The 22629-nt window shown below is 73.1% G+C and carries 19 protein-coding genes and 1 pseudogene; 6 read left to right on the top strand and 14 right to left on the bottom strand.

The genetic code is table 11. From position 1 onward, the window contains the following. Positions 1-247 precede the first annotated feature (247 nt). From EJG53_RS35500 to EJG53_RS35490, 3 genes are all read right to left on the bottom strand, one after another. The gene (locus EJG53_RS35500) at positions 248-1624 is read right to left on the bottom strand and encodes a protoporphyrinogen/coproporphyrinogen oxidase (RefSeq protein ID WP_125048340.1); all 1377 of its coding nucleotides are present in this window, start codon (positions 1622-1624) and stop codon (positions 248-250) included. 169 nt (positions 1625-1793) lie between these two features. After that, positions 1794-2963: a terpene synthase family protein gene (locus EJG53_RS35495; RefSeq protein WP_125048339.1), complete on the bottom strand. Its 1170-nt coding sequence runs from the start codon at positions 2961-2963 to the stop codon at positions 1794-1796. A 14-nt stretch (positions 2964-2977) separates the two neighbouring features. After that, positions 2978-4540, bottom strand: a complete 1563-nt coding sequence (locus EJG53_RS35490; RefSeq protein ID WP_125048338.1) for a cytochrome P450 — start codon at positions 4538-4540, stop codon at positions 2978-2980. 533 nt (positions 4541-5073) lie between these two features. On the opposite strand from EJG53_RS35490, the gene EJG53_RS35485 reads away from it, so the two are divergent. The 4 genes from EJG53_RS35485 (at position 5074) to EJG53_RS35470 (ending at position 8692) form a co-directional block, all read left to right on the top strand. After that, entirely contained in the window at positions 5074-5319 is a 246-nt protein-coding gene (locus EJG53_RS35485) for a hypothetical protein (RefSeq protein WP_125048337.1), read from the top strand. 65 nt (positions 5320-5384) lie between these two features. After that, entirely contained in the window at positions 5385-6185 is an 801-nt protein-coding gene (locus EJG53_RS35480; protein ID WP_125048336.1) for a DUF2637 domain-containing protein, read from the top strand. A 347-nt stretch (positions 6186-6532) separates the two neighbouring features. Continuing rightward, complete coding sequence (locus tag EJG53_RS35475; protein ID WP_125048335.1) at positions 6533-7222, top strand: hypothetical protein; 690 nt, start codon at positions 6533-6535, stop codon at positions 7220-7222. Positions 7223-7477: 255 nt separating this feature from the next. Beyond that, positions 7478-8692, top strand: coding sequence for an RICIN domain-containing protein (locus EJG53_RS35470; protein ID WP_125048334.1), 1215 nt, complete (start codon positions 7478-7480; stop codon positions 8690-8692). Positions 8693-8758: 66 nt separating this feature from the next. Here the strand turns inward: EJG53_RS35470 and EJG53_RS35465 are convergent, their stop codons facing one another. The 5 genes from EJG53_RS35465 to EJG53_RS35445 all read right to left on the bottom strand — a co-directional run bounded on the left by EJG53_RS35465 (position 8759) and on the right by EJG53_RS35445 (position 13271). After that, positions 8759-8983: a DUF397 domain-containing protein gene (locus tag EJG53_RS35465; protein WP_032926544.1), complete on the bottom strand. Its 225-nt coding sequence runs from the start codon at positions 8981-8983 to the stop codon at positions 8759-8761. Between the two features lie 85 nt (positions 8984-9068). Next, positions 9069-10235, bottom strand: a complete 1167-nt coding sequence (locus tag EJG53_RS35460; RefSeq protein WP_125049809.1) for a thiolase domain-containing protein — start codon at positions 10233-10235, stop codon at positions 9069-9071. 41 nt (positions 10236-10276) lie between these two features. Then, complete coding sequence (locus EJG53_RS35455; protein WP_125048333.1) at positions 10277-11353, bottom strand: thiolase domain-containing protein; 1077 nt, start codon at positions 11351-11353, stop codon at positions 10277-10279. Then, the gene (locus EJG53_RS35450; protein ID WP_125048332.1) at positions 11353-12345 is read right to left on the bottom strand and encodes a Zn-ribbon domain-containing OB-fold protein; all 993 of its coding nucleotides are present in this window, start codon (positions 12343-12345) and stop codon (positions 11353-11355) included. The genes EJG53_RS35455 and EJG53_RS35450 overlap by 1 nt, the downstream gene beginning before the upstream one ends. Before the next feature lie 125 nt (positions 12346-12470). After that, on the bottom strand, positions 12471-13271 hold the full coding sequence (locus EJG53_RS35445; protein WP_125048331.1) for a crotonase/enoyl-CoA hydratase family protein: 801 nt from the start codon (positions 13269-13271) through the stop codon (positions 12471-12473). 212 nt (positions 13272-13483) lie between these two features. Between EJG53_RS35445 and EJG53_RS35440 the strand changes: the two are divergent. Both EJG53_RS35440 and EJG53_RS35435 read left to right on the top strand, forming a co-directional pair. Continuing rightward, positions 13484-15117, top strand: a pseudogene (locus EJG53_RS35440) (acyl-CoA synthetase). A gap of 372 nt (positions 15118-15489) precedes the next feature. Further along, positions 15490-16791: a cytochrome P450 family protein gene (locus tag EJG53_RS35435; RefSeq protein ID WP_125048330.1), complete on the top strand. Its 1302-nt coding sequence runs from the start codon at positions 15490-15492 to the stop codon at positions 16789-16791. A gap of 11 nt (positions 16792-16802) precedes the next feature. Here EJG53_RS35435 and EJG53_RS35430 read toward each other — a convergent pair whose 3' ends face one another. From EJG53_RS35430 to EJG53_RS35405, 6 genes are all read right to left on the bottom strand, one after another. Then, positions 16803-17459, bottom strand: a complete 657-nt coding sequence (locus EJG53_RS35430) for a chorismate mutase (protein ID WP_125048329.1) — start codon at positions 17457-17459, stop codon at positions 16803-16805. 124 nt (positions 17460-17583) lie between these two features. Further along, positions 17584-19206, bottom strand: a complete 1623-nt coding sequence (locus EJG53_RS35425; RefSeq protein ID WP_125048328.1) for an adenosine deaminase family protein — start codon at positions 19204-19206, stop codon at positions 17584-17586. A gap of 469 nt (positions 19207-19675) precedes the next feature. Then, positions 19676-20104: a hypothetical protein gene (locus EJG53_RS35420; protein ID WP_125049808.1), complete on the bottom strand. Its 429-nt coding sequence runs from the start codon at positions 20102-20104 to the stop codon at positions 19676-19678. Positions 20105-20229: 125 nt separating this feature from the next. Beyond that, positions 20230-21330, bottom strand: coding sequence for an RNA polymerase subunit sigma-70 (locus tag EJG53_RS35415; protein WP_125048327.1), 1101 nt, complete (start codon positions 21328-21330; stop codon positions 20230-20232). 194 nt (positions 21331-21524) lie between these two features. Then, complete coding sequence (locus EJG53_RS35410; protein ID WP_125048326.1) at positions 21525-21752, bottom strand: hypothetical protein; 228 nt, start codon at positions 21750-21752, stop codon at positions 21525-21527. A 178-nt stretch (positions 21753-21930) separates the two neighbouring features. Next, positions 21931-22629, bottom strand: a complete 699-nt coding sequence (locus tag EJG53_RS35405; protein ID WP_125048325.1) for an alpha/beta fold hydrolase — start codon at positions 22627-22629, stop codon at positions 21931-21933.

The raw sequence follows: 22629 nt of genomic DNA, 5'->3' as shown, positions 1-22629 counted from the left end.
CGTGGGTGCTCCCGCCCGCCGCGAGTGCGGGCCCGTCCGGCCGCACTCTGCCTGCGATAGCGCAGAGCGTACGCCCATACGGACCCCCGGTAACCAGGATGAGTGACATGCTGCACGCCGAGGGCCGGACCGTGCTATAAGCGCCCGCGTGTAGCACGGTCCGGCCCGATCGATACACCCATAAGCAGCCACTCTTACGGGTGAATCGGTTGTGCGCCGGGGGCAGTTGGGCCGCCCGGTGCGCGGGTCAGCGGCGTTCCGGCGTGAGCGTCCCCTCGGTGCGCAGCCGGGCCACCAGGTTGCGGGCGGCCCGCTCGCCGGACGCCACGCTGCTGTTGGTGGTGGAGTGGCCCAGGATGTCACCGCCGGCCAACTGGACCCGGCCGCGCGGGTCGCATCCGGCCGCGAAGCGGGCGATGGCGCGGTAGTCCCCGGGGCGCCGGCCGATCAGGCACGGCGAGACGCGCCAGATGTGCGTCATCGTGGTGTGGCGCTCCAGTTCGGGCAGGATGCCCATCCGCCGGACGCCCGCCAGGACGTGGTCCACCACCTTGTCGTCCCCCAGGTCCCAGTTGCGGTCCGACCACGCGCCGCGCAGGTGGGTCATGACCAGCCCGGCCCCTTCCGGTACGCGCTGCGGGGAGAGGTTGTGCTCCAGCACGAAGGCGCAGAGGTCCGGGTGTTCGACACGGGACGCCTGCACCAGCATGGCCCGTTCCGCCGTCGGGCGGTCCAGCCCGAAGGCGACGTGGATGCTGCGGGCGTACGGGGCGTCGTCCAGGAACTCGCGCTGGTCGGCCGTGAGTTGTCCGTACAAATGCGGCACCTGCGGCGGCGGAACGGCCAGCACGCAGGCGGCAGCGGTCTCCAGGTGCTCCGCCTCCCCCGGCCGGTGCCAGGTGACCGCCACCTCCTCGCCGCGCTCCTCGACCGAGGTGACCTGGGCGTGGTGTTCGACGGTGAGCTGCCGGGCCAGCCCCTTGGGCAGGAAGCCGACGCCGTCCTTGGAGGTGAAGAAGCCGCCGCCGAACAGGATGACGTCGAGGAAGACGAACGGCATCGCGGCCGACACCTCTTCCGGCTCGCCCAGGCACAGTCCGGAGACGAGCGGGTCGAGCAGGTACTCCAGGGTCTCGGGCCGCAGGCCGCGGCGGGTGGCGTACTGATGGACGGACTCGAAGTCGGCCGCGGCCATCGGGGACATGTCGTGCGGCGTCAGCAGCGGGCGTACGCGGCGGTAGTCGCGCAGCAGCTTGGCGATGTCGCCGAGGGGGAAGCTGGTCAGCAGCCCGCCGGTGGCGAGCTGCCGGCGGGAGCCGAGGCGGACGCGGTCCACCCGGCCGCCGCGGACCAGGCCGAACAGGTCGCCTCCGGGGACGACCTCGCCGGCCAGGCCGGCCGCGGCGATGAGGCGGATCAGTTCACGGTAGCTGTGGATGAGGATGGTCGCCGCCCGGTTGACGGCGAATCCCGAGACGTTGACGGTGGCCATCCGGCCGCCGGTCATCTCCGGTCCGGCGCTCTCCAGGACGACGGTCTCGCAGCCGGCCTGCTGGAGCCGGAAGGCGGCGGACAGGCCGGCGATCCCGCCGCCGACCACGACGACACGGGGTTGTGCGCTCACAACGGTTCACCCTTCCTGCCGGTGCCCGGCCGCGCCCGCCGGGGGCGCGGCCGGGCACCGGGACGTTGCGACAGGGGCGAAAGGTCCGAGGGGGCCGCCGGGAACAGGACGGCCCCGTGGACCGCGGAGCCGGGGGACGGTGCCGTCCCCTGAGCTCACATCGCGGGACTCAACTGGTCCCACCACCACGCGACCGGGCGCAGCGGCAGCGGTTCGAGACTCCCATCACTGGGCGAGTCCGCCCAGACACCGAACGCGGGTGCCGGATCGGGGCGGCACCCGGGTCGGACCGGTAGCGCGGGGTCACGGCGCTGTAGTCCAGGTTGCCCCGGATGAAGTGGTCCAGTTGGCCGAGGTAGCAGCGCACCTCGGGAGTGGCCCGTACGGCGGTCTGGTCCCGCAGGGTGACGTACAGGCACATCAGGCGGTCGTGCAGCGCGGCCGCCCGGGTCATGGCTTCCTGGGGCGGTACGCGCAGCGCGTGCTCCAGGACGCCGACGAGGTTGGACTCCAGGGACTGTTCCTTGACCTCGCGGTGGTACGAGTAGACGTCGTTGGCGAAGGTCACCAGCGCCGAGGCGATCTGGGTCAGGGCTCGTATTCGGGGTGTCTCGGCCGCCTCGTTGGGCAGTGAGGTGCCCTCCGCCATCTCGATGACGGCGATGGACGCCTTGGTGCCGCGGTCCCGGGGGCCGATGACGAGGTACTCCTCCAGGCTCGGTACGGTTCCCGAGGCCCGCTGGCCCATGCCGACGCACGCGGCGAGAAACCATTCGGCAACGCCGTCGACCCAGCGCCGGACGACCGTGCCGGTGGCGTGCCGCCGGTAGCGGTGCGAGACCTCGCCGAAGGCCGCGGTGTAGGGGTCGGCCGTCGGGCCGTCGGTGGTCTCGGGGTGGTCGGCTCCGTGGATGACCTGGACGGCCATCGGGAGGAAACGTTCCGGGTTCCGGCTGAAGAGCCCGCCGTCCAGGTACACGTCGTCCAGCAGCAGGCCCAGGCAGGACCAGTCGGCCCCGATCTGCAGCGGGTCGGTGGCACCGTCGGGCGCGATCCGGCACGCCCACTCGGCGGTGCGGTTGGCCAGTACCTGTGCGTGGTGGAAGTCGTCGTCGCAGAACCCGAACCGCGCCATCCAGTCCACCACGCGCGCTTCGATGCCGGCGGTCTCGTGGTGCGGCGCCGCCGGGATGGGGCAGAAGAGCTGAGGGACGACGACGGCGGCGTGCAGCGCCGCCGCGTCCGGGTCGTGCTCCGGACCGGCCCCCGGTAACGGGACCGCGGCCGGACGTGCGGCGGGAATCTCGTGTTCCGGGGCGCCGTAGCCTGTTGCCTGCATGGTTCTCTCCATGTTCACGGTGCTTGAGACGGCACTGCCTGCGCTGCGCCGCCGTCCGGCCTGCCGCGGAGCTGGCAGACCATGGGCAGCGGGCCCGGGCTCAGCACGGCCGCCGGGACCGGTCGTACGGTCCTGGCGGACGGCGGGCGCAGGCGCCAGCGCGCGGCGATGGCGGCAAGGGCGAGCACGGCTTCGGTCATCGCGAAGTGGTCGCCGATGCACTTGCGGTTGCCGGCGGCGAACGGGAGCATCGCACCGCTCGGAACGCTCCCCGCGCGTTCCGGCAACCATCGGTCGGGGTCGAAACGTCGGGGATCGGGGAAGGCCACCGGGTCCTGGTGCAGCACGTACGCGCTGTACAGGACGGTGCTTCCCGGTGCCAGCCGGTGACCGGCCAGCGTGGTCTCGGTGGTGGTGACGCGGGTCAGCGCCCAGCCGGGCGGATACATGCGCAGGGCTTCGGTGACCACGCGCCGGGCGTGGGCGAGCCGGGGCAGGTCCGCGGGGGCGGGCGGGCGGCCGGCGAGCACGGTGTCGACTTCGTCGTGCAGCCGGCGTTCCTCCTCGGGGTGGGCCGCCAGGAGGTGGAAGGTCCAGGCGAGGGCCAGCGCGGTGGTCTCGATCCCGGCCACCAGGAAGGTCATCAGTTGGTCGTGGGCCTCTTGGTCGGTGAGCGGTTCCTTGGCGTGGGGTGCCTCCCGGGGGGTGGGCGGAGGGGTGGGGCGGCCGGATGCCGGGCAGGGTTCCGGTGCGGAAGTGCTGTCCGGCCCTGAAGTGCCGTACGGGGCCGGGTCGTTGCCGGTGGCGGTGCCGCCGTCGTCCGTGGCTTCGAGGAGTGTGGCCAGCAGGTCGTCGTGCCGGGCGGGACCGGCGCGGCGTTCGGCGATGATCTGGTCGATGATGTGGTGCAGCCGGGCCAGGGCCCGGTCGAAGCGGCGGTTGCCGGGGGTCGGGAGCTTGTAGAGGGGCCCGAGCGGGACGACCGCGCGCAGCAGCACGCCGCGCATGGCGGTCGCCAGGCAGGCGCGTACCTCGGCCGCGAGGCCCGGGTCGAGGGAGGTGGACATCAGCACGCCGGTGGTCACCCGGGCGGAGAGGTCCATCATCGCGTCGGTGACGTCCAGTTCGCGGCCCGGACGCCACTCCTCGACTGCGGCGCCGATCTCGGCGCTCATCACCTCGGCGTAGTCGGCGATCCGGGAGGGCCGGAAGCAGGGCTGGGCCAGCCGGCGCTGCCGGCGGTGCACGTTCTGCGGGCAGGTGACCAGGCCGTTGCCGAGCACCATGCGCATGGTGTCGTACAGCGGCCCGCCTTTGTCGTACGTGCGCGGGTCCATGAGGATCTGCTGCACCAGGTCCGGGTCGCAGGCCAGCCAGACGCGCTGCGGGCCGAGGCGGATGGCGACCAGGTCGCCGTGGGCGGGCATCGAGGCGAGGAATTCGAGCGGGCGCCGCCACAGCCGGAGCGCGTGCCCGAGCAGCGGGACGCCGCCGGGCGCGGTCGAGACGACCCAGGTACCGGGGGCGGCCGCGGGGCCGCGCGGTGCGCGGACGCCCGCCTCTCCACGTATTCCCATCGGGGACCACCTCGTTGTTCGGCCGGTGTCCCGGGCGGCCGTCGAGCGGGCCCGGGAGCGGAAGGGCAGGTAGATGTGACGCACCATTACCTACCCGGGGCGCCTGGCCGGTCCCCTGGTCACACTTTCTCCGGGGGGCGCGTCGGAGTGGGGGTCAGCTCACCGGAGCGGCATACGCTGAAACGGTACGGCGCGCGCCGGAGCCGCTCCTACGTCGGCAAAAACGTTTTACTTCCGAGGTGGGCGCTCTTGGGCGCACAACCGTTCGTCCGGGCGCGGCGGCGCGCCGGGCCCGTCCGCCCGAACACGCCGTTCCAGGCTGTGGTGACGCGCGGCGGGGATCGGTGGTATAGGAGCCCGCGCCGGCGGCCGGTGACCGGTCCGGCGGGCCGCGCGCCGGCGGCGCTCCGGAAGCGAATCATCCACCTTTCAGATCACCTCCTCTTCGTACCCTCCACGTCTGCTTGAGTTCACTTGGGCCGCTCCGGACCGGATACCCGTCCCTTTGTGTCGGCCCTTTTCGTTCCGCATGTATGCCTGACACTCCTGTGGATCAGCCGGCCCGACGTCTCGGCCGGCGCTTCTTCAAGCCCGTTGGCATCTCCGACTCCCCCGCAACCGACCGGCCGCCGGCCGAAGCGGAATGCGAAAGGGAATACTTCCGGCCGGAACTCTCCGCCGATCTGCTGGACCGCCTCGGCGCGGAACTCGACCGGATCAAGGCGATGTGGTCGCAGCCCGCCGAGGCCGAGTACGGCGCCGGGCCCCGGCGGTGCTGAGGGCGGCCAGCGCCGCCTGACAGCCCGGGCCCCGACGCCGCCGCCCAGCCCGCAGGGAAGTTGCCGTGTACGATCCCCCCACCCTCCACCTGCTGATGCCGTCCACCGCCGACGGGTACCGGATCCCCGCCCAAGTCACCTCCGAGCCCGATCTGACGGCCGCCTTCGGTCTCGCCGACGGCCCTCTCTTCCGTGACCAGCCGGCCCACGAGAGCCTGGCCGACGCCTACGACGCGCACGTGTACGACGCGGAGCCGATGGTCGTCCCCGACGACCTCGACGCCGAACTGGCGCAGTTGCTGGACACCGCCGAACAGCCGCCGGTCACGGCCGGCCCGCCGGCGTCCGAGCGGCACAGCCACCGCAAGCCGTCCTTCCTGCGCGCCGCCCGCGGCGCCCGGGAGGGCGGCACGCTGTCGTGGCGGCGCGTCCTGAGCCTGGTCACCGTCACCCTGACGTCCGTGATCGTGATGGCGGTCGCCCTGCTCGCCGCGGTGGCGTCCTACCCGCCGCTGCGGGCCCTGGCGGGCGAGGCCACGACACCGCGCATCGCCCAGTTGTGGCCGCTGCTGGTCTACGGGCCGTGGGTGGCCGCCATCCTGTCCATCCTGCGGGCCCGTACCCACCGGCGCCGCACCGCGCACTCCTGGTGCGTCGTGATCTTCTTCGCGGCCGTGGCCACCGTGCTGTGCATCGCCAAGGCCCCCACCACCCCGGCGGGGATCACCGTGGCGGGGCTCCCGCCGGTGACCGTGCTGCTCTGCTTCCACCAGTTGATCCGTCAGCTCGACCCCGACGCCCCGGCGGCGTCCACCCGGCACGCGTACTCCAACCGCGGCGCCCACCGGCACCGTTCCGCACGCTGAGACCCGGCGGCCGTCCGCGTTCCGGCGCCCTCCGTGCGGAGGGGCGCCGGGGCGCGGACGGCCGCCCTTTTCCGGTTATTGTTTTTCCGGTCATTCTTCTTTTTCTTTTTCCGGGCTGCCGCGTTTCCGGGTGGCGGCCGGAACACCGCCGGTCCGTCGCACGCGGCCGGCCGCGTCCGGGTGCCCCGGAACAACTCCGGTCCCACGCCCCTCGCGCGCCCGGCTGTCCGGAGGAAACTCCGCAGCAGAAACGTTGTTTGACCCGGCCGAGCGTATCCGGGAATTCCGTGATTCGTTGGTCGGGGCGTGAAGCCGTGCGCCAATGCCCGACGAAGGAGTGTGCAGCGATGGCAGTGAGTTGGGCGAAGAGAATCGCTGTCACGGAACCCGCCCCGAAGCCGGTCCGCTACGCCCGCTATCTGGCCCCGCACTGGCAGGGACTGCTCCGGGTGGACAGCGAGAACGGCATCGGCATCGTTCCGGCCGTCGCGTTCTTCGGCGTGCTCGCCTCGGTCCTCTTCGGCGCGGGCGGCGCGGGGGTGGCGCTGCTGGTGGGCATGGCCGTGGACCGCGGCCACATGGCGCGCGTCTGGGTGACGTTCGACCTCCTGGTGGTCGTGGCGCTGTCCCTCTCGTACTGGCTCGTCGGCCGGTACGGCCTGCGGTTCTACGACACCGACCCGGGCACCAACGACCTGTGGCGGCTGATCACCGTCGCCAACACCGCCTGGCGTTCGCTGCCCCGGGCGCACCGTACGGCCCAGAAGCCGCGGCTGCGGGCCGTGAACACCGCCGCCCGCATCCTGCTGGCCGATCCGGAGGACACCCGTACGCACCAGATGCTGCACGCGCACGCCGACGTGCTGCGGCACCTGGCCACCACGGTCCTGGCGGACACCCAGCAGGCCCAGCCGCCGGAGCCGCCCACCGCGTACGCGTCCCGCGCGGCCGACCCGGCTCAGCGCGGCGAGCCCGGCCCGGCCCCCGCCGCCGCGAACTCGCTGGAGCGGGCCCGTTCCATCCCCAACCAGCCCTGACCGGCGGCCCGCTGCCGGGCCGCGCGGACCGCGGTCCGTATTCCTGCGTGCTGTTCCGGTCGTTGCTGGTGTGCCCGCCGGAGCGGCGGAGCGCAGCCGCCGGGAATCGGGCCTTGTGGGCGGTGCGTACCCGGCCGGGGGCCGGGACCTGACCTTGGCCGGGTCTGGTGGCCGTACCGTCGCGTCCCGGGGAGCGGGCTCCTAGGGTGGGACGCCGGAACCGGAACTCTTTCCGTCCGCTCCCAGGAGGTTCCCGTGAGCGTCAGCGCCAAGGGCACGTACCTGATCAAGAACGTGAGCAGCGGCCTGTACCTGACCGTCAAGGGCCACACCAAACAGTCCCCCGCGGACATCGTCCAGGAGCGGCTGTACGACTGGCCGCAGCGGGCCGCCCAGGCGTGGCGGCTGGAGTCCGCGCCGGGCGGCGAGCGCACCTTCCGGCTGCAGAACCAGCACAGCGGCGGCTACCTCCAGGTCCGCAGGTGCGGCAAGGACAAGGGCACGCCCCTGGTCCAGGAGCACCTGGAGGAGAACACCCCGGCGTACCGCAGCCAGTCGTGGCAGCTCGTCGACGAGGACCCGTACCGGGTCGCCAACCTGCACAGCGGGCTGTGGATGAACGTGCGCGACAACGCGGCCGCGGTGGGCGCGGTCGTCGAGCAGTCGACGGAGAACACCGGCGCCTACCGCACCGCCGAGCAGTGGATCTTCGAGCCGGTCCAGGCACGCGGCGGCGACCCGGTCTTCGACGCGCTGTCCGGGCTGCTGGTGGAGCCGGGCGGCGGCATCATCTCCACCGTCACCCATGTCTTCAAGGCGTCGCTGGAGGCCGCCGGGGGCGTCTTCGGGACCGTCGCCAAGTATGTGCCGGGCGACACCACGCCGTACGTACGGTTCGAGGGCTTCCGCGGTGACGAGGTCATCCGGTTCTCCTCGCGCAACCGCGTCGAGGAGGAGCCGCGGAAGATCAGTGCGCGGTTCCCGCACCTGCCCAAGGAGTTCCACGGCGGCTTCGACTTCGTCACCCGGGCGCCGCGGCGCAGCGGCCGGACCCACCTCGGGGTCAAGGGGGACCTGACGGTCGCCTTCTCCGACAAGGACAACGACGGCATCGACCGGACCGAGGAGTACTTCCCGTCCCGGGAGCTGGAGCCGTACGGCCGGGTCCTGGAGGCGACGCCCGCCCGGCCCGACGACTCGCAGTACCTGCTGTTCTGCGAGCAGCAGACCGTGCTGATCGACGGCCGGTTCCGGGCGCCGGACCTGCGCGAGGTGCAGCCGGTGCCGCTGGGCCAACTGCCCAAGGGCTGGACGGCGCCGGACGCGGTGGCCTCCGCGACCGTGGGCGAGGAGGTGCACTTCTTCGCCACCAAGGGCACCGAGTACATCGTCTTCACCCTGCGCGACCTCGTCCAGGGGCCCGCGCCGGTCCTGCACGCGTACCCGTTCCTGCTGGGGCTGTGGGCGTAGCCGCCCGGCCGCGCGCGGCCGGATGACCGGCGGCGGTCTCCGTCCGGTCATCCGGTCCGCGTCAGGTCAGGTGAGGTCGAACTCGCCGTCCCGGGCGCCGAGGACGAAGCCGCGCCACTCGGCCGGTGTGAAGACCAGCGCGGGTACGTCCGGAGTGCGCCGGTTGCGCATCGCGATCCAGCCTTCGACGAAGGCGACCTGCACATCGCCCATCCCCTGGCTGCTGGACTGCCAGGCGGCGCCGGTCAGGTCGAGTTCCGGCCTGGTCCCGTCCGCGAGCCGCTGTTCCATGATGCCCTCGGCCACGTCGCTGCTCCTCCCGGTTCGGCGTCGCCGTCAGCCTAGTCACCGCGCCCGGCGCGGGACAGGGCGCGCTTCAGGTGGCGGGCGGCTCGGCGCCCACGAGCCACATCGAGAAGAACTGCGAGCCGCCCCCGTAGGCGTGGCCCAGGGCCCGGCGCGCGCCGGGGACCTGGTGTTCCCCCGCCTGGCCGCGCACCTGGAGGGCCGCCTCGGCGAAGCGGATCATGCCGGAGGCGCCGATGGGATTGGCGGAGAGCACCCCTCCGGAGGGATTGACGGGCAGGTCCCCGTCGAGTTCCGTCACCCCGGACTCGGTGAGCTTCCAGCCCTCGCCGGGCGCGGCGAAGCCCAGGTTCTCCAGCCACATCGGCTCGTACCAACTGAAGGGTACGTACATCTCCACCGCGTCGATCTCCCGGCGCGGGTCCGTGATCCCGGCCTGCCGGTACACGGCCGCGGCGCAGTCCTTGCCCGCCTGCGGGGAGACGAAGTCCTTGCCCGCGAAGAGGGTCGGTTCGCTGCGCATCGCCCCGCCGTGCATCCAGGCGGCGGGCTTGGGCGCCCGCCGCGCGCCCGCGCGGTCGGTCAGGACCATCGCGCAGGCGCCGTCGGAGGACGGGCAGGTCTCGGAGTAGCGGACCGGGTCCCAGAGCATCGGGGACGCCTGGACCTTCTCCAGCGTGATGTCGTGCTCGTGGAGGTGGGCGTACGGGTTCTTCAGCGCGTTGCGGCGGTCCTTGTACGCGACCAGGGAGCCGACGGTGGCGGGGGCGCCCGTACGCCGCATGTAGGCGCGGACGTGCGGGGCGAAGAAGCCGCCCGCGCCGGCCAGCAGCGGCTGCTGGAAGGGGACCGGGAGCGACAGCCCCCACATGGCGTTGGACTCGGACTGCTTCTCGAAGGCGAGGGTCAGGACGGTGCGGTGCACGCGGGCGGCGACGAGGTCGGCCGCGACCAGGGCGGTGGAACCGCCGACCGAACCGGCGGTGTGCACCCGCAGCATCGGTTTGCCGGCCGCGCCGAGCGCGTCGGCGAGGTACAGCTCGGGCATCATGACGCCCTCGAAGAAGTCGGGGGCCTTGCCGATGACCACGGCGTCGATGGCGTGCCAGGTCAGTTCGGCGTCGTCGAGGGCGCGTCGGGCCGCCTCGCGGACGAGCCCGGCCAGCGAGACGTCGCGGCGCGCGGCGACGTGTCGGGTCTGGCCGATGCCGACGACGGCGACCGGCTCCTTGGACACGGCGGGCTTGGACACTGTGGGCTCGGTCGCTGCGGCCTCGCTCATCGCGGGTCCCCTTCCAGTACGGCGACCAGGTTCTGCTGGAGGCAGGGCCCCGACGTGGCGTGGGCCAGCGCCCGCCGGGACGCGCCACGCCGGACGGCCTCGGCGGCCTCACCGATCCGAATCAGTCCGGTGGCCATCATGGGGTTGGCGGCGAGGGCGCCGCCCGACGGGTTGATCCGTACCCGGTCGTCCAGCCGCAGCGCCTTGCGGAGGACGACCTCCTGCGCGGTGAAGGGGGCGTGCAGTTCGGCGGTGTCCACCGGCTGTCCGAAGGCTCCGGCGCGCTCGGCGGCCAGCCGGGTGGACGGCGAGTCGGTGAGGTCCCGTACGCCGAGTGCGTGGGCCTCGATGCGGTGGTCCATGCCGCGTATCCAGGCGGGCCGGTCGCACAGCCGCCGCGCGGTGTCGCCGGCCGCGAGGACCACGGCGGCGGCGCCGTCGGTGACGGGCGGGCAGTCGGCGGTGCGCAGGGGCCGCACTACGTAGTCGCCGGGCGGCACCGGTCCGCTGTGCCGGGCGTGCGGGTTTTCCGCCGCGTCGGTGCGGGCGCGTGCCGCGATGCCGGCGAGTGCCGCCTCGTCCGTGTCGCCCGCGTCGATGAGGGCCTGTGCCTGGAGGGCGGCGAGGGAGACGGAGTCGGGCCACAGGGGCGCGAGGTAGTACGGGTCGAGCTGGCGGGTGAGCACGTCGCGGACCGCGCCGGACGAGGACTTGCCGTACGCGTAGACGAGCGCGGTCTCGGCGGCCCCGGTCAGCAGCTTGACCCACGCCTCGTACAGTGCCCAGGCGCCGTCCGTCTCGACGTGCGACTCGGCGATGGGCGGCCAGGCGCCGACGCTGTCCAGGGCCATGGTGAAGGAGAAGGCCCGCCCGGCCAGGTAGTCCGAGGATCCCGAGCAGGTGAAGTCGATCTCCCCGGCCCGCAGACCGGCCTGGCCGAGGGCGTCCTGGAGCACCGGCAGCAGCAGTTCGGCCTCGGAGACCTCGGCGGTGTCGCGGGCGTGGTCGCTCTGCGCGAAGGCGACGACCGCGACCTCGCGTCGCTCCGTGGCCGGGCCGGGGGTCGCGGACATCAGACCAGTTCCTTGTAGCTGTCGTAGTCGGCGTCGGGTTCGCCGGTGGGCCGGTAGTGGTCCGGGTAGCGGCCGTCGCCGCGCCACACCGGCTCCACCCGCAGCCCCATGCGCACCTCGTCGTACGGGATGCCACCGATACGGGCGTGCAGGGCGAGGTCGGCGCCGTCCAGGGCGATGTGCGCGTAGACGTACGGCACGTCGATGTCGAGGTTCTTGGCCTTGATGTTCACGATGCAGAAGGTGGTGACGGTGCCCTTGGGACCGACCTCGACCTGGTCCCGGGTGGCCACGCCGCAGGTGGGGCAGGCGCCACGGGGCGGTACGTACACCTTGCGGCAGGACGGGCAGCGCTCCCCGACGGTGCGGTGGCCGGCGAGGGCGGCGAGGTAGCGGGACTGGGCGCGGCCGGGAGAGTAGGTGTAGTCGAGGCGGGCGGGAACGGTGATGCCGGTGACGGGGTCGGTGAACTCGCCGCTGTGCGGGGCGGCTTCCTGCGTCGCACCGTCCTCGTACGGTTCGTACGGTTCGAAGCACGCGATGTCGGTGATGGCGCCGGTGCGTTCCGCCGCCCACCGCACGCGGACCCGCATCCCGGTGCGTACGGCGTCGGGGCCGGGTGCGTCCAGGGCGTGCAGCAGGGCCGTGTCGGCGCCGTCGAGGCGGACGAGCACCCAGGCGAACGGCGTGTCCAGGGGCTGGTGGGGGCGCGGGGCCGGGTTCCAGGCCCAGGTGGTGACGGTCCCCGCGCTGCCGACCTCGACGAGGTCACGTATCTCCTCGGCGGTGGCCGGGTCGTACTCGACGGGCGGCACCAGCACCCGCCCGTCGCCGGTCCGGACGCCCAGGACGACCCGTTCGCGCAGCCCGGTGAGGAAGGCGCTCTGCACGGGCCCGAGGGACCGGGTGAAGGGGAACTCCACGACGAGCGGGGCCGACAGCACTTCCGGGGCGTCGGTACGGGCGTCGGGGGTGCGGGAGGTCGGGGGCATACGGGCTCCTCGCTTCCGTACGGGGGCGGGTGCGCCGGGGGCCGGGTCCGGCAGACGCGGGCGCGGCGGGTGCCGGGCCGGGCGGTCGGCGGGTGTCGGGCACGGCGGTCGCGGGGCACGGCGGTTCAGGCGCGCCGGAAGACGGGCGGGCGTTTCTCGGCGAAGGCCCGGGCGCCCTCCTTCGCGTCGGCCGTGTCGAAGACCGGCCAGCCGCGTGCGAGTTCGGACTTCAGCCCGTCCTCCTCGGTCATCGCGGCGGTCTCGTAGACGGACGCCTTGACCGCCTCGACGGCGAGCGGGCCGCAGTCGTTGATCCGCGCGGCGATCTCCAGGGCCTTGCCGAGCGCGTCGCCGTCCGGTACGACGTGGCCGATGAGCCCGATGCGCGCGGCTTCCTCCGCCGTGTAGGGGCGCCCGGTGAGCAGCATCTCCAGGGCGTGGGTGCGCGGGATCTGGCGGGCGAGGCGGACGGTGGAACCGCCGATGGGGAACAGGCCGCGCCGTACCTCGAAGAGCCCGAACGTGGCGCTCTGCCCGGCCACCCGGATGTCGGTGCCCTGGAGGATCTCCGTGCCGCCGGCGACGCAGGCCCCTTCGACGGCGGCGACGACCGGCTTGCGCGGGCGGTGGTGGCGCAGCATCGCCTTCCAGTGCAGGTCGGGGTCGGCCTGCAGGCGCTCGCGGTACTGCTCGCCGTCCATGCCCCGGCCGGCCAGCGCCTTGAGGTCCATGCCGGCGCAGAAGGCGCCGCCCGCGCCGGTGAGCACCACCGAGCGCACGGAGTCGTCCTCGTCGGCGGCGGTCCAGCCGTCGTGCAGGCCCACCAGCATCGGCAGCGACAGCGCGTTCTTCGCCTCCGGCCGGTCGAGGGTGAGCACCAGGGTCGCGCCCTCGCGCGTCACCGTCAGATGTTCGGTCCCGCCCATGCGTCCTCCTGTCCGTGCGGCCGCGGGCCGTGCCCGCCGCCGCCGAGAGCCGCCCGTCCGCCCCGGAACGTAGAACAGGTTGCAGGAGCCGGGGGCCGACTTCAAGAGTTTTCTGACAGATAGTCAGGTTCTGACGCCGTGCCCCTTCCCCCGTACGGCGTGCGGCGCTCTAATGACCGCGAGCCGACGCCGCCGCCCGTTCTGGAGGAGACGTGGAATACAACCTCGCCGATCTGTTCGAGTCGGTCGTGGACACGGTTCCCGGACGTGAGGCGCTGGTGTTCCTCGACCACCCGGGCACCGGCGCGGAGCGCCGTCTCACGTACGGGCAACTGGACCGCGCCGCCAACCGCCTCGCCCACCACCTGCGCGACCACGGCGTCACCCCCGGCTCGCACGTCGGCCTGCACCTCTACAACGGCGTCGAGTACCTCCAGACCCTCTACGCCTGCCTGAAGATCCGTGCCGTACCGGTCAACGTCAACTACCGCTACGTCGAGGACGAATTGGCCTACCTCTACCAGGACGCCGACCTCGTCGCCCTGGTCTTCGACGCGGAGTTCACCGGCCGGGTCGCGGCGGCCCTGCCGCGCGCTGACCGGCTGCGCCACCTCGTACGGGTGGGCACCCCGCCCGCCGACGCCCCGGAGCCCGCCGTCGCGCCGGTGCCGTTCAGGGACGCCGAGGCGTCCGGCTCGCCCGACCGCGACTTCGCCCCGCGCTCCGGCGGTGACCGGCTCGTCATCTACACCGGCGGCACCACCGGCATGCCCAAGGGCGTGCTGTGGCGGCACGAGGACATCTTCTTCTCCGGCATGGGCGGCGGCGCGCCGACCGGCGAACCGGTGCGGCGCCCCGAGGAGCTGGCCGAACGCGTCGCCGCGGGCGGGGAAGGGCTCGTCTTCTTCCCCACTCCCCCGCTGATGCACGGCACCTCCACCCTCACCGCGTTCATCGCCTTCCACTTCGGCCAGAAGGTGGTGCTGCACCGCAAGTTCGTCCCGGAGGAGGTGCTGCGCAGCGTCGAACGGGAGAAGGTGACCAGCATCTCGCTGGTCGGTGACGCAATGCTGCGCCCGCTCGCGGACGCGCTGGCCGGTCCGCTGAAGGGCACGGACTGTTCCTCGCTGTTCAGCGTCAGCAGCTCCGGGGCGATCCTCTCCGAGACCGTACGGGAGCAGTTCGCCGCGCTGGTGCCGGGCGCGCTGCTGCTCAACAACTTCGGCTCCTCCGAGTCCGGCTTCAACGGCACCGCCACCGAGGACTCGGGCACCGGCCGGGGCTTCCGGCTGCACGTCAACGCGCACACGGCGGTGGTCGACCCGGCCTCCCCGCGCACGCCCGGGTGGCGGCCGGCGAGGTGGGGCGGCTCGCGCTGCGCGGACACGTACCGCTGGGCTACTACAACGACCCGCGCAAGACCGCCGAGACGTTCTTCGAGGCGGACGGCGAGCGGTGGGTCCTGCTCGGCGACATGGCGACCGTCGACGAGGCGGGCATCGTCACCGTCCTCGGCCGGGGCTCGCAGTGCATCAACTCCGGCGGCGAGAAGGTGTACCCGGAGGAGGTCGAGCAGGCGCTGAAGGCGCATCCGGACGTCTACGACACGCTGGTGGCGGGAGTGCCGGACGAGCGGTGGGGCAGCCGGGTGGCCGCGGTGGTGCAGCTCCGCGAGGGTGCGGCGCCGCTGGGCCTGGCCGCGGTGCAGGACCACTGCCGTACGCGGCTGGCCGGTTACAAGATTCCGCGGTCGGTGGTCTTCACCGACCGCATCCAGCGCTCCCCCAGCGGCAAGGCGGACTACCGGTGGGCGAAGGCGGTGGCTTCCGGGGCGGACGCTCCGTAGGGCGCGGCTCCCGCGCCCCACCGGCCGGGCTCCGGCCGCCGCCCCGACGGCGGCCGGAGCCCCTGACCGGCTGGTTCAGACGGTACGGCGGTGGTGGCGGCGCGGCCCACACGACCGGGAACCGGTGTGCGCCGCGCCGGGCCGGGGTATGACGGCGAGAATCTTCGACATGAGGGGGTTCTCCTGAGTGGAAAGAAGGGGACACCCGCACGGTTGCCCGCACCCCGCGCCGGGTCGACAACCGGTCCCCACCCTTCACCCGCTTGGCACACGCCGTGCCCCCGGATGCAGCAGCCCCTGCCCCGCGAATGCAGCAAGCCATGGCCCACACCGAGGGTGGGAAGGGACCCGCGGGCGGTTCTAACCTGAAGCATGGACTTCGACGGCGTGGAACCCGGAGACGCCCTCTCCGGCACGTACGGCATTCCGGTACGGCTCGACCCCGCTGAGCACGATCCCCGCTCCGGCACGGCCTCGCTGTGCGCGGCGGGGCCGGTGGTGCCCGTCCTGCTGCCCGGCGGAGTGTCCGCCTGGCTGGTGACCCACCATCAGGCCGGGCGGGCGGTGCTGGCCGACAGCCGCTTCGTCAAGGACATCGGCGCCTGGCGCGCCTGGCGCAGCGGCGAGGTCCCGCGCTCCTGGCCGCTGGCGCCGCTGCTGACGGTCGCCAACATGACCACCGCGACGGCGGGCGACCACACCCGGCTCCGCGCGCCGCTGGCCCGCGCGTTCACCGTGCGCCGCGTGGAGCGGCTCAGGCCGCGTGTCGAGGAACTGGCCGGAGAGCTGCTGGACGGCCTCACCGACGGCCGGCCCGGGGAACCGGTCGAACTGCGGGCCCGCTACGCCCACCCGCTGCCGATACGGGTCATCTGCGAACTGTTCGGCGTACCCGACGACCGCCGCGATCGGCTCCGGACCCTGTGCGGGGCACTGTTCGACCCCCGCTCGGACCTGTCCGGCGCGCCGGCGGTCCACCGCGAGCTGCGCACCGCGCTCGCCGCTCTCCTGGACGAGAAGCGAGAGCACCCCGGGGACGACCTGACGAGTGCGCTGGTAACTCCCGACCCTCAGCCGCTCAGTGGCGCCGAACTCGTCGACACGCTCCTGCTGATGATCGTGGCCGGGCATGAAACCACCGTGAACCTGCTGGTCAACGCCGTACACGCGCTGCTGACCCACCCCGGGCAGCTCGCCCTCGCGTGCAGCGGGCAGGTGCCCTGGAGCGCCGTGGCCGAGGAGACGCTGCGCTGGGACGCGCCGGTCGCCCACTTCCCGTTCCGCTACGCGCTGTGCGACGTGGACGTGGCCGGCCGGACCGTCCGCGCGGGTGATCCGGTGATGCTCTCGTACACCGCGTTCGGCCGCGACCCACGGCAGCACGGGCCCGAGGCCGGGTGCTTCGACATCACCCGGGCGACCACCCGTCATCTCACCTTCGGGCACGGCATCCACCACTGCCTCGGCGCACCGCTCGCCCGGCTGGAGGCGGCCGTCGCTTTGCCTGCGCTCTTCGCCCGCTTCCCTGACCTGCGTCTGCACGACCCGGAACGGCCGCCCGCCCGTCGTCCGTCGATGGTGTTCAACGGGTTCGCGGAGCTGCCGGTGCTCCTGGCGCCCCGGGGCGGCCGGGCCGGACCGGCACGGCCGCGGCGGCAGCGGGACGATGTGTGACGGCCCCGCCGTCAGGACGCCTGAGCCGGCCATGACACCGGCCCACCGCACACGGACCGTACGGAACGGACCAGCGCCACCGTGTGCAGGGTGTCCAGACGCTTTTCACGGCGTACGTCCGCGGCAGCGCCCACCAGCGACGGAACGCAGCGCGGCGACGTGCGCGCCGCGCCGGACGCGGCGATCGCCCGTACCAGCGCGTCGTTGACGCGGTTGATCTCCTTGCGCACCTCACCGAGGTCCGGCCGCTCGCCCGGCACCTGCGCGGGGTCGGCGGCCCACCGGCGGTGCAGGCCGCGCTGCACGGTCTTGTTCGCCTCGATCTGGTCCCGGAAGATCCGCGCGGTCCACCGGGGATCGGCCCCGAGTTCCGTCGCCTGCCGCGCCACCGCGTCCAGCACCTGCTGCTCGCGCGCCGGGTCGTCGACCGGGCTGCCGGTGCCCCACTTGGCCGCGGCCACCAGGTCGGCGGTGGCGAGGCGCCGGGCGGACAGGGCTGCGAGGGGGCGCAGTGTGTCCGCTTCCCTGGGTGTCGCAGCGGGCAGGGTGACGGCCGGTGCGGGCGCGGCGCTCGCCGACGCCGGAGCCGGTACGGCTGCGAGGAGGGCGGTTGCGGCGGCGCCCGTGATCAGCAGGCGGCGCAGGGACGTTCGCGCGTGGGGTACCACCGTCAGCCCTCCCGGACATGAGCACAGTCATGAGCATGCCCTGACGATCTTACTGACGGCAGCACGGGAGCGAGGAGAAACCCTCGCTCCCGCCGTTCGCCGTTCCGCCCCGTCGATCCCCCGCTCAGCGCCGCGCGTGCAGAACGCGGTGCTCGAAGCGGGCGAAGGCGACCTCCTGCCGCCATTCGAGGGCCGCCTTCAGGTTCTTGGCGAGGAACCGTGTGCAGGCCACGCGGGGCCGGTGACCGCCCGGGCGCTCCATGCGGCACGGGCGCGCCAGTTCGTAAGCGCGCTTCCCGTCGCCCCACAGGCTGCGGCCCGGGAGGAAGGCGTGCTCCATGGAGGCGCGCGCCAGATCCTTCAGTTCGCGGTACCGCAGGCCGTACGTGCCGGACGCGTACCGGTACTCGGCGCTGATGTCGCTGCGCGAGATCCCGGGGTCGTCGGTGGCGAGCACGACCGGCACGCCGTAGCGCCGGTACAGCGGGAACGGGTGGTCGGCACCGGAGACCCCGAGGATCTGCCGGTTGCTGGTGAACGGCACTTCCACCGCGATGCCACGCCGCGCCATGGTGCGCAGGAGGGCGGGCGCGCCGTCCTCGTGCGCCACGTCGACGCCGTGGCCGATGCGCTCCGCGTGGCCGGTGCGGACCGCCTCGTTGATGTGGAAGCGCAGCTCTTCGGGCTTGACCAGGCCGGGGACGAGTTCACCGGCGTGCAGGGTGATGTGGGCGCGCGGGTAGACGCCGTGCAGGTAGTCCAGCATCCGCATGTGGAGCCGGTAGTTGCGCAGCGCGTTCCGCTCGTCCTCCGGCTGTACGAGGTTCACCGCGACGTACCGGTGGTCGCGTTCGGCGAGGCGCATGGCGAGCGCCATTTGGGTGAAGACCCGCTCGGGCGAACTGCCGCGCGACACCTGCGAGATGAAGCGTACGGTCATCCGGCAGCCGGGGGCCGGCCTGGCGGTGTCGCAGCGCGCTGCCTTGCGGAAGTCAGCGGTGCCCTTGTCGACCTCCCGGCCCGCGTCGCGTACGAGCTTGTCCAGCTTGCCGCCCGCCGTCAGCAGTTGGTGCATCCGCCACAGGTCCGCGTGGTAGCCGACCTGTTCGGCCAGCTTCTTGCTGCCGCCGGAGGCGGGCGTCAGCATCGTCTCCAGGTAGAACTGGTTCTGCCGGGCCGCGGTGTTGGCGACGTCGGCCAGCAGTTCGCCGCCGTGGCGCCAGCTCACCTCGCCGAACTTCCCGAAGGCCGCGAAGAAGTGGTCGTGCCCGGACTCGCCGGACGCCGACGAGAAGTCCTGCATCGACCAGGCCCGCAGGATCTGCCGGTGGAAGGAACGGTCCTTCCTGGCCTGCACCGCCGGCCGCGTACCCGGGCCGCACGGGGCCGGTCTGGCGGTCATCGTCTTCGTCTCGATGCACAGGCCGTCGTCCCCGGCCAGCTTGATCAGCAGCTCGGTCGAGGCCGCGCCGGACAGGTGGTTGTGCAGGTCGGCGCCCTTGGGCAGGTCGCGGAAGAAGGCGCGCAGCGCCGCGGGCCGCTTGCGGATTCCGTCGAGGTAGGCGGAGACCCGGCGTTCGGCGCCGGTGGGGGCGGTGGATGCGCCCGGGGCGGCGGCCGCCTCCGGGGCCGGTGGCGCGGCGAGCGCGGAGGACGGCAGCAACGACAGCACGGCCAGGACGCCCGTACCCAGGACGAGCGGGGCGGACCGGCGGCGCCGTCCGCGATGACGAGGGAAAGTGATCACACGCTCATACTGGCGAGTTCGGCCCGCCGGACCGCGACGGCAGGCTGGTGTGCGTCCCCTTGGGTGAACAAGATCCCGCCACCAGGGCCTGTCGTCACCTTCCCGTTGTCCGCCCGAAGGGCGGGCCGCGCGGCGTCTGGTGCACTCCGCTGGGCTCCGCCTCGGCTCTTCGGGCCTTGGGGGGCTACGCGGGCGTTTCGGCGACACAGCGTGGGGTTCCTCCCAGCGGTAGCTGGGGAAGTCGCGCGGCAGACGGGAACTTGACGACAGGCCCTGGGTGCGGATCGGCGGGTCGGATGCGCGACCTGCGACACGGCGGGACCGGGGGGCGGGGGCGGGGGTTCAGGAGTAGCCGGGCCGGGGCCGCGCCGGCGCGGAGGCCGGTACGCCGCCAGGGTCAGGGCAGAGTCGGCCCGGGGACCATGGCCGGGGCCGGGAAGAGGACGAGTCCCCCGGCCCCAGCATCTGCTCAGCCGATCCGGGTCATCGTGGACTCGTAGCCCCCGCCGCCCGGGTAGACCCAAGCGCCCGCGAGGACGTTGCCGTCCGCGGTGAAGGTGCCCCGGAAGTACGCGGGTGAGCCCTTCTCGCCGCCCCAGATGGTCAGGGTGTCGCCCGCCATCTCGTACACGTAGTCGAAGGTGTGCCCTTCGTTGTCGTAGAAGCGCGACACGATGTCCTCCCCCGGTGCCGCGGCGCCGAAGGGCTTCTCCCTGCCGATCACTTCCATGCCGGTGATCCGCCGGCCGTACTGCTCCAGCTCCACCTCCTGCACCAGGAAGAACCCGCCGTCGAGGCGGCGGTAGGTGACCGTACCGGTCGCCCCGCCCTCGACCCGCCAACGGCCCAGGAGCCGCTCCAGTTCCCCGATCCCGTCGTCCGTCCCCGTCCCCGCCACCGCACCGCTGCCGGCCTGCTGCTCCGTCACAACACTTCCCCTTCTCGGCGTCACTGCTCGTACTCGTACTCGTACGACCGGCGGGCCCCCGGAAAGGAATCGGCGGGCGGGAGTGACCTGGGTCACTACCGGGCCGGGGCGTTCTCCACCTCGGCCGGCGTCAGGACGGAGGCGAGGCCGAGGGCGGGCAGCAGGTCCGGCGCGAAGGTGGTGATCTCGGCGATCAGGCCGTCCGCCACGCGCAGCACGTCGATGTTGACCGCGGTGTACGTGGGAGCCCCGGAGCGCCGTACGTAGTTCGCGACGGCGGGCTGCCGGTTCACGGCGAGCGGTACGGCGAACCAGTCGCCCCACGCCTGCTCCCCCTCCAGGGCCGCGCGCCACATGCCGATGACGGCCGCGCGGCCGTCGAACACCAGGTGGGCGGGGGGCATGGTCTGCCGGACGTCCGCACGCAACAGCGCGGCCAGCGCCGTGACATCGGCGGCCCGTGAGGCGTCGACGAACCGCTGGAGAAGTGCGCGCTCGGCCTCGGTGGGGCCGGTGACGCCCCGCCCCCAGTCGGTGCGCCGCTCGGGCAACTGCTCGCGCAACGTGGCGCGGGCGCGTTGCAGCGCGCTCTTGACCGCGGCGACGCTCACTTCGAGCATGCCGGCCGCCTCGGCGGCGGGCAGCCCCACGACGTCGCGCAGGATCAGTACGGCCCGCTGCTGTGGCGGCAGGTGCTGGATCGCCGCCAGGAAGGCCAGTTCGATGGTTTCCCTGGCGATCGCCACGGCTTCCGGGCCACTGCCCTCCGGCGCGGCGAGGTCCAGCAGGGCGTCGGGGTAGGGCTGGAGCCAGGTCACCTCGGCCGGCGCGGAACGTTTCGGCACGCCCGCGCCGTCGACCGCCACCGCGATCTCCCTGTTGCGGGCCGGGCCGGCCAGCGCGTCCAGACAGGCGCGCGTCGCGATCCGGTACAGCCAGGCCCGGAACGTCCCCCGCCCCTCGAAGCCCGCCCTGTTGCGCCAGGCCCGCAGCAGGGCTTCCTGTACGAGATCCTCCGCGTCGGCGAACGACCCGAGCATCCGGTAGCAGTGCACACGCAGTTCGTGCCGGTAGCGCCCGGCGAGATGCGCGAACGCCGCCTCGTCCCCCGCCAGGACCGCGGCCTCCGCCCGCTCGTCCGCCGCCCGCTCGTCCTCCCCGCGCTCTCCCCGGCCCGCACGCCCTTCCGCGCCCATACCCGCCCCCTCCGCGTACCGGGCCACCGCCTGCCCGCCCGGGCGATCATCGTACGACCGGGCGGGCAGGCGGCGTCGGCGCGGAGACCGGCGGCCGGGTCCGCCCTGACCTGACCGGTCCCGGCCAGACCCGACCGTCCCTCGTCAGACCCGACCGGTTCCAGTCAGCCCCGGTCAGCTCCGATCAGCCCCGGTCAGTCACCGTCCGACACGCTGGTGACGCCCACATTGGCGTTCTGGGCGAGGCCGTCGACCGGGAACAGGAACCCGCTCTTCGACGGTGACCCGGAATCTCCGCGACTGCCGACGGCGGGGACGGTGGTGCCCGCCCCGTCGTCCGAGTCGGCGTGCGCCGCGGCGGACAGCACCGCGCCGGACAGGGCCACGACGGCCAGCAGACCGACCGCCGCACGGATGGTCATACGAAGTGATGTACGCATGATGTTCCTTTCGAGGGTTGCGCGGTCAGCGCACCACGGGAGAGGGACACCGTTGCGGCATTGGGCCGACCGTGGGCGCGCCCCCGTCCGCCGTACGACAGTCCGGCGGGTGCGTACGGCGGTCCGACGGGTGCGTACGGCAGTCCGCGCCCGGGAATCCTCAGGGGTTGGGCACCAGAAAGGTCCGGACCGCGTCGAGGTATTCCAACGGGCGCTCCTCGTGCACGAGATGGCCCGCCCCCTCGACCGTCACCAGCCGGCTGTCAGGGATACGTTCGGCCATGTCCCTGAGCTGCTGCTGCGGGATGTGGCTGGTGGAGCCGCCGGCGATCACCAGGGTGGGCGCGATGATCTTCGCCAGGCCGTCCCACCACACCGGGTCCGGCGCGTTGCGCTGGGCCACCACGGCCACCTTGGCCTGCCAGTCGAACGCCGGCGGGCCCGGTGGCGGGTCCGGGATCTCCTGCGGCGGTGACGCCGGGAGGGGCGGGGCGGCTTCCTCCAGCACCAGCCGCTCCACCAGCTCCGGGTGGTCGGCGGCCAGCAGCAGCGCGACGACCGCGCCTACGGAGTGACCGATGAGCGCCACGGGCCCCAGCCGCAGCTCCCGGAGGAACCCGGCCACGTCGTCGCGCCACCGCTCGAAGCCGTACTCCCCCGGCCAGTCACTGTGCCCGTGCCCCCGGAGGTCCAGCGCGTACACCCGGTGGGTGGTCGCGAGCTGGCCGACCACACCGCGCCAGTCCTCACCGTCCTCGCCGAGGCAGTGCAGCAGCACCGCCGGGGGCGCGTCCGCGTCGCCCCAGCACCGGTACGCCAGCCGAACGTCACCGACCTGCACTTTCCGAACGTCACTCAT

Source organism: Streptomyces chrestomyceticus JCM 4735 (assembly GCF_003865135.1).
GTDB classification, from domain to species: Bacteria; Actinomycetota; Actinomycetes; order Streptomycetales; family Streptomycetaceae; genus Streptomyces; species Streptomyces chrestomyceticus.
This window is presented reverse-complemented; position numbering and strand designations above follow the sequence as displayed.

Coding starts and splice junctions, on each gene's coding strand:
- EJG53_RS35495 (WP_125048339.1), bottom strand. CDS start 2,963: ATGCAGGCAACAGGCTACGGCGCCCCGGAACACGAGATTCCCGCCGCA.
- EJG53_RS35490 (WP_125048338.1), bottom strand. CDS start 4,540: ATGGGAATACGTGGAGAGGCGGGCGTCCGCGCACCGCGCGGCCCCGCG.
- EJG53_RS35485 (WP_125048337.1), top strand. CDS start 5,074: ATGCCTGACACTCCTGTGGATCAGCCGGCCCGACGTCTCGGCCGGCGC.
- EJG53_RS35475 (WP_125048335.1), top strand. CDS start 6,533: ATGGCAGTGAGTTGGGCGAAGAGAATCGCTGTCACGGAACCCGCCCCG.
- EJG53_RS35465 (WP_032926544.1), bottom strand. CDS start 8,983: ATGGAACAGCGGCTCGCGGACGGGACCAGGCCGGAACTCGACCTGACC.
- EJG53_RS35455 (WP_125048333.1), bottom strand. CDS start 11,353: ATGTCCGCGACCCCCGGCCCGGCCACGGAGCGACGCGAGGTCGCGGTC.
- EJG53_RS35450 (WP_125048332.1), bottom strand. CDS start 12,345: ATGCCCCCGACCTCCCGCACCCCCGACGCCCGTACCGACGCCCCGGAA.
- EJG53_RS35445 (WP_125048331.1), bottom strand. CDS start 13,271: ATGGGCGGGACCGAACATCTGACGGTGACGCGCGAGGGCGCGACCCTG.
- EJG53_RS35435 (WP_125048330.1), top strand. CDS start 15,490: ATGGACTTCGACGGCGTGGAACCCGGAGACGCCCTCTCCGGCACGTAC.
- EJG53_RS35415 (WP_125048327.1), bottom strand. CDS start 21,330: ATGGGCGCGGAAGGGCGTGCGGGCCGGGGAGAGCGCGGGGAGGACGAG.
- EJG53_RS35410 (WP_125048326.1), bottom strand. CDS start 21,752: ATGACCATCCGTGCGGCGGTCGGTCTGCTGGCCGTCGTGGCCCTGTCC.
- EJG53_RS35405 (WP_125048325.1), bottom strand. CDS start 22,629: ATGAGTGACGTTCGGAAAGTGCAGGTCGGTGACGTTCGGCTGGCGTAC.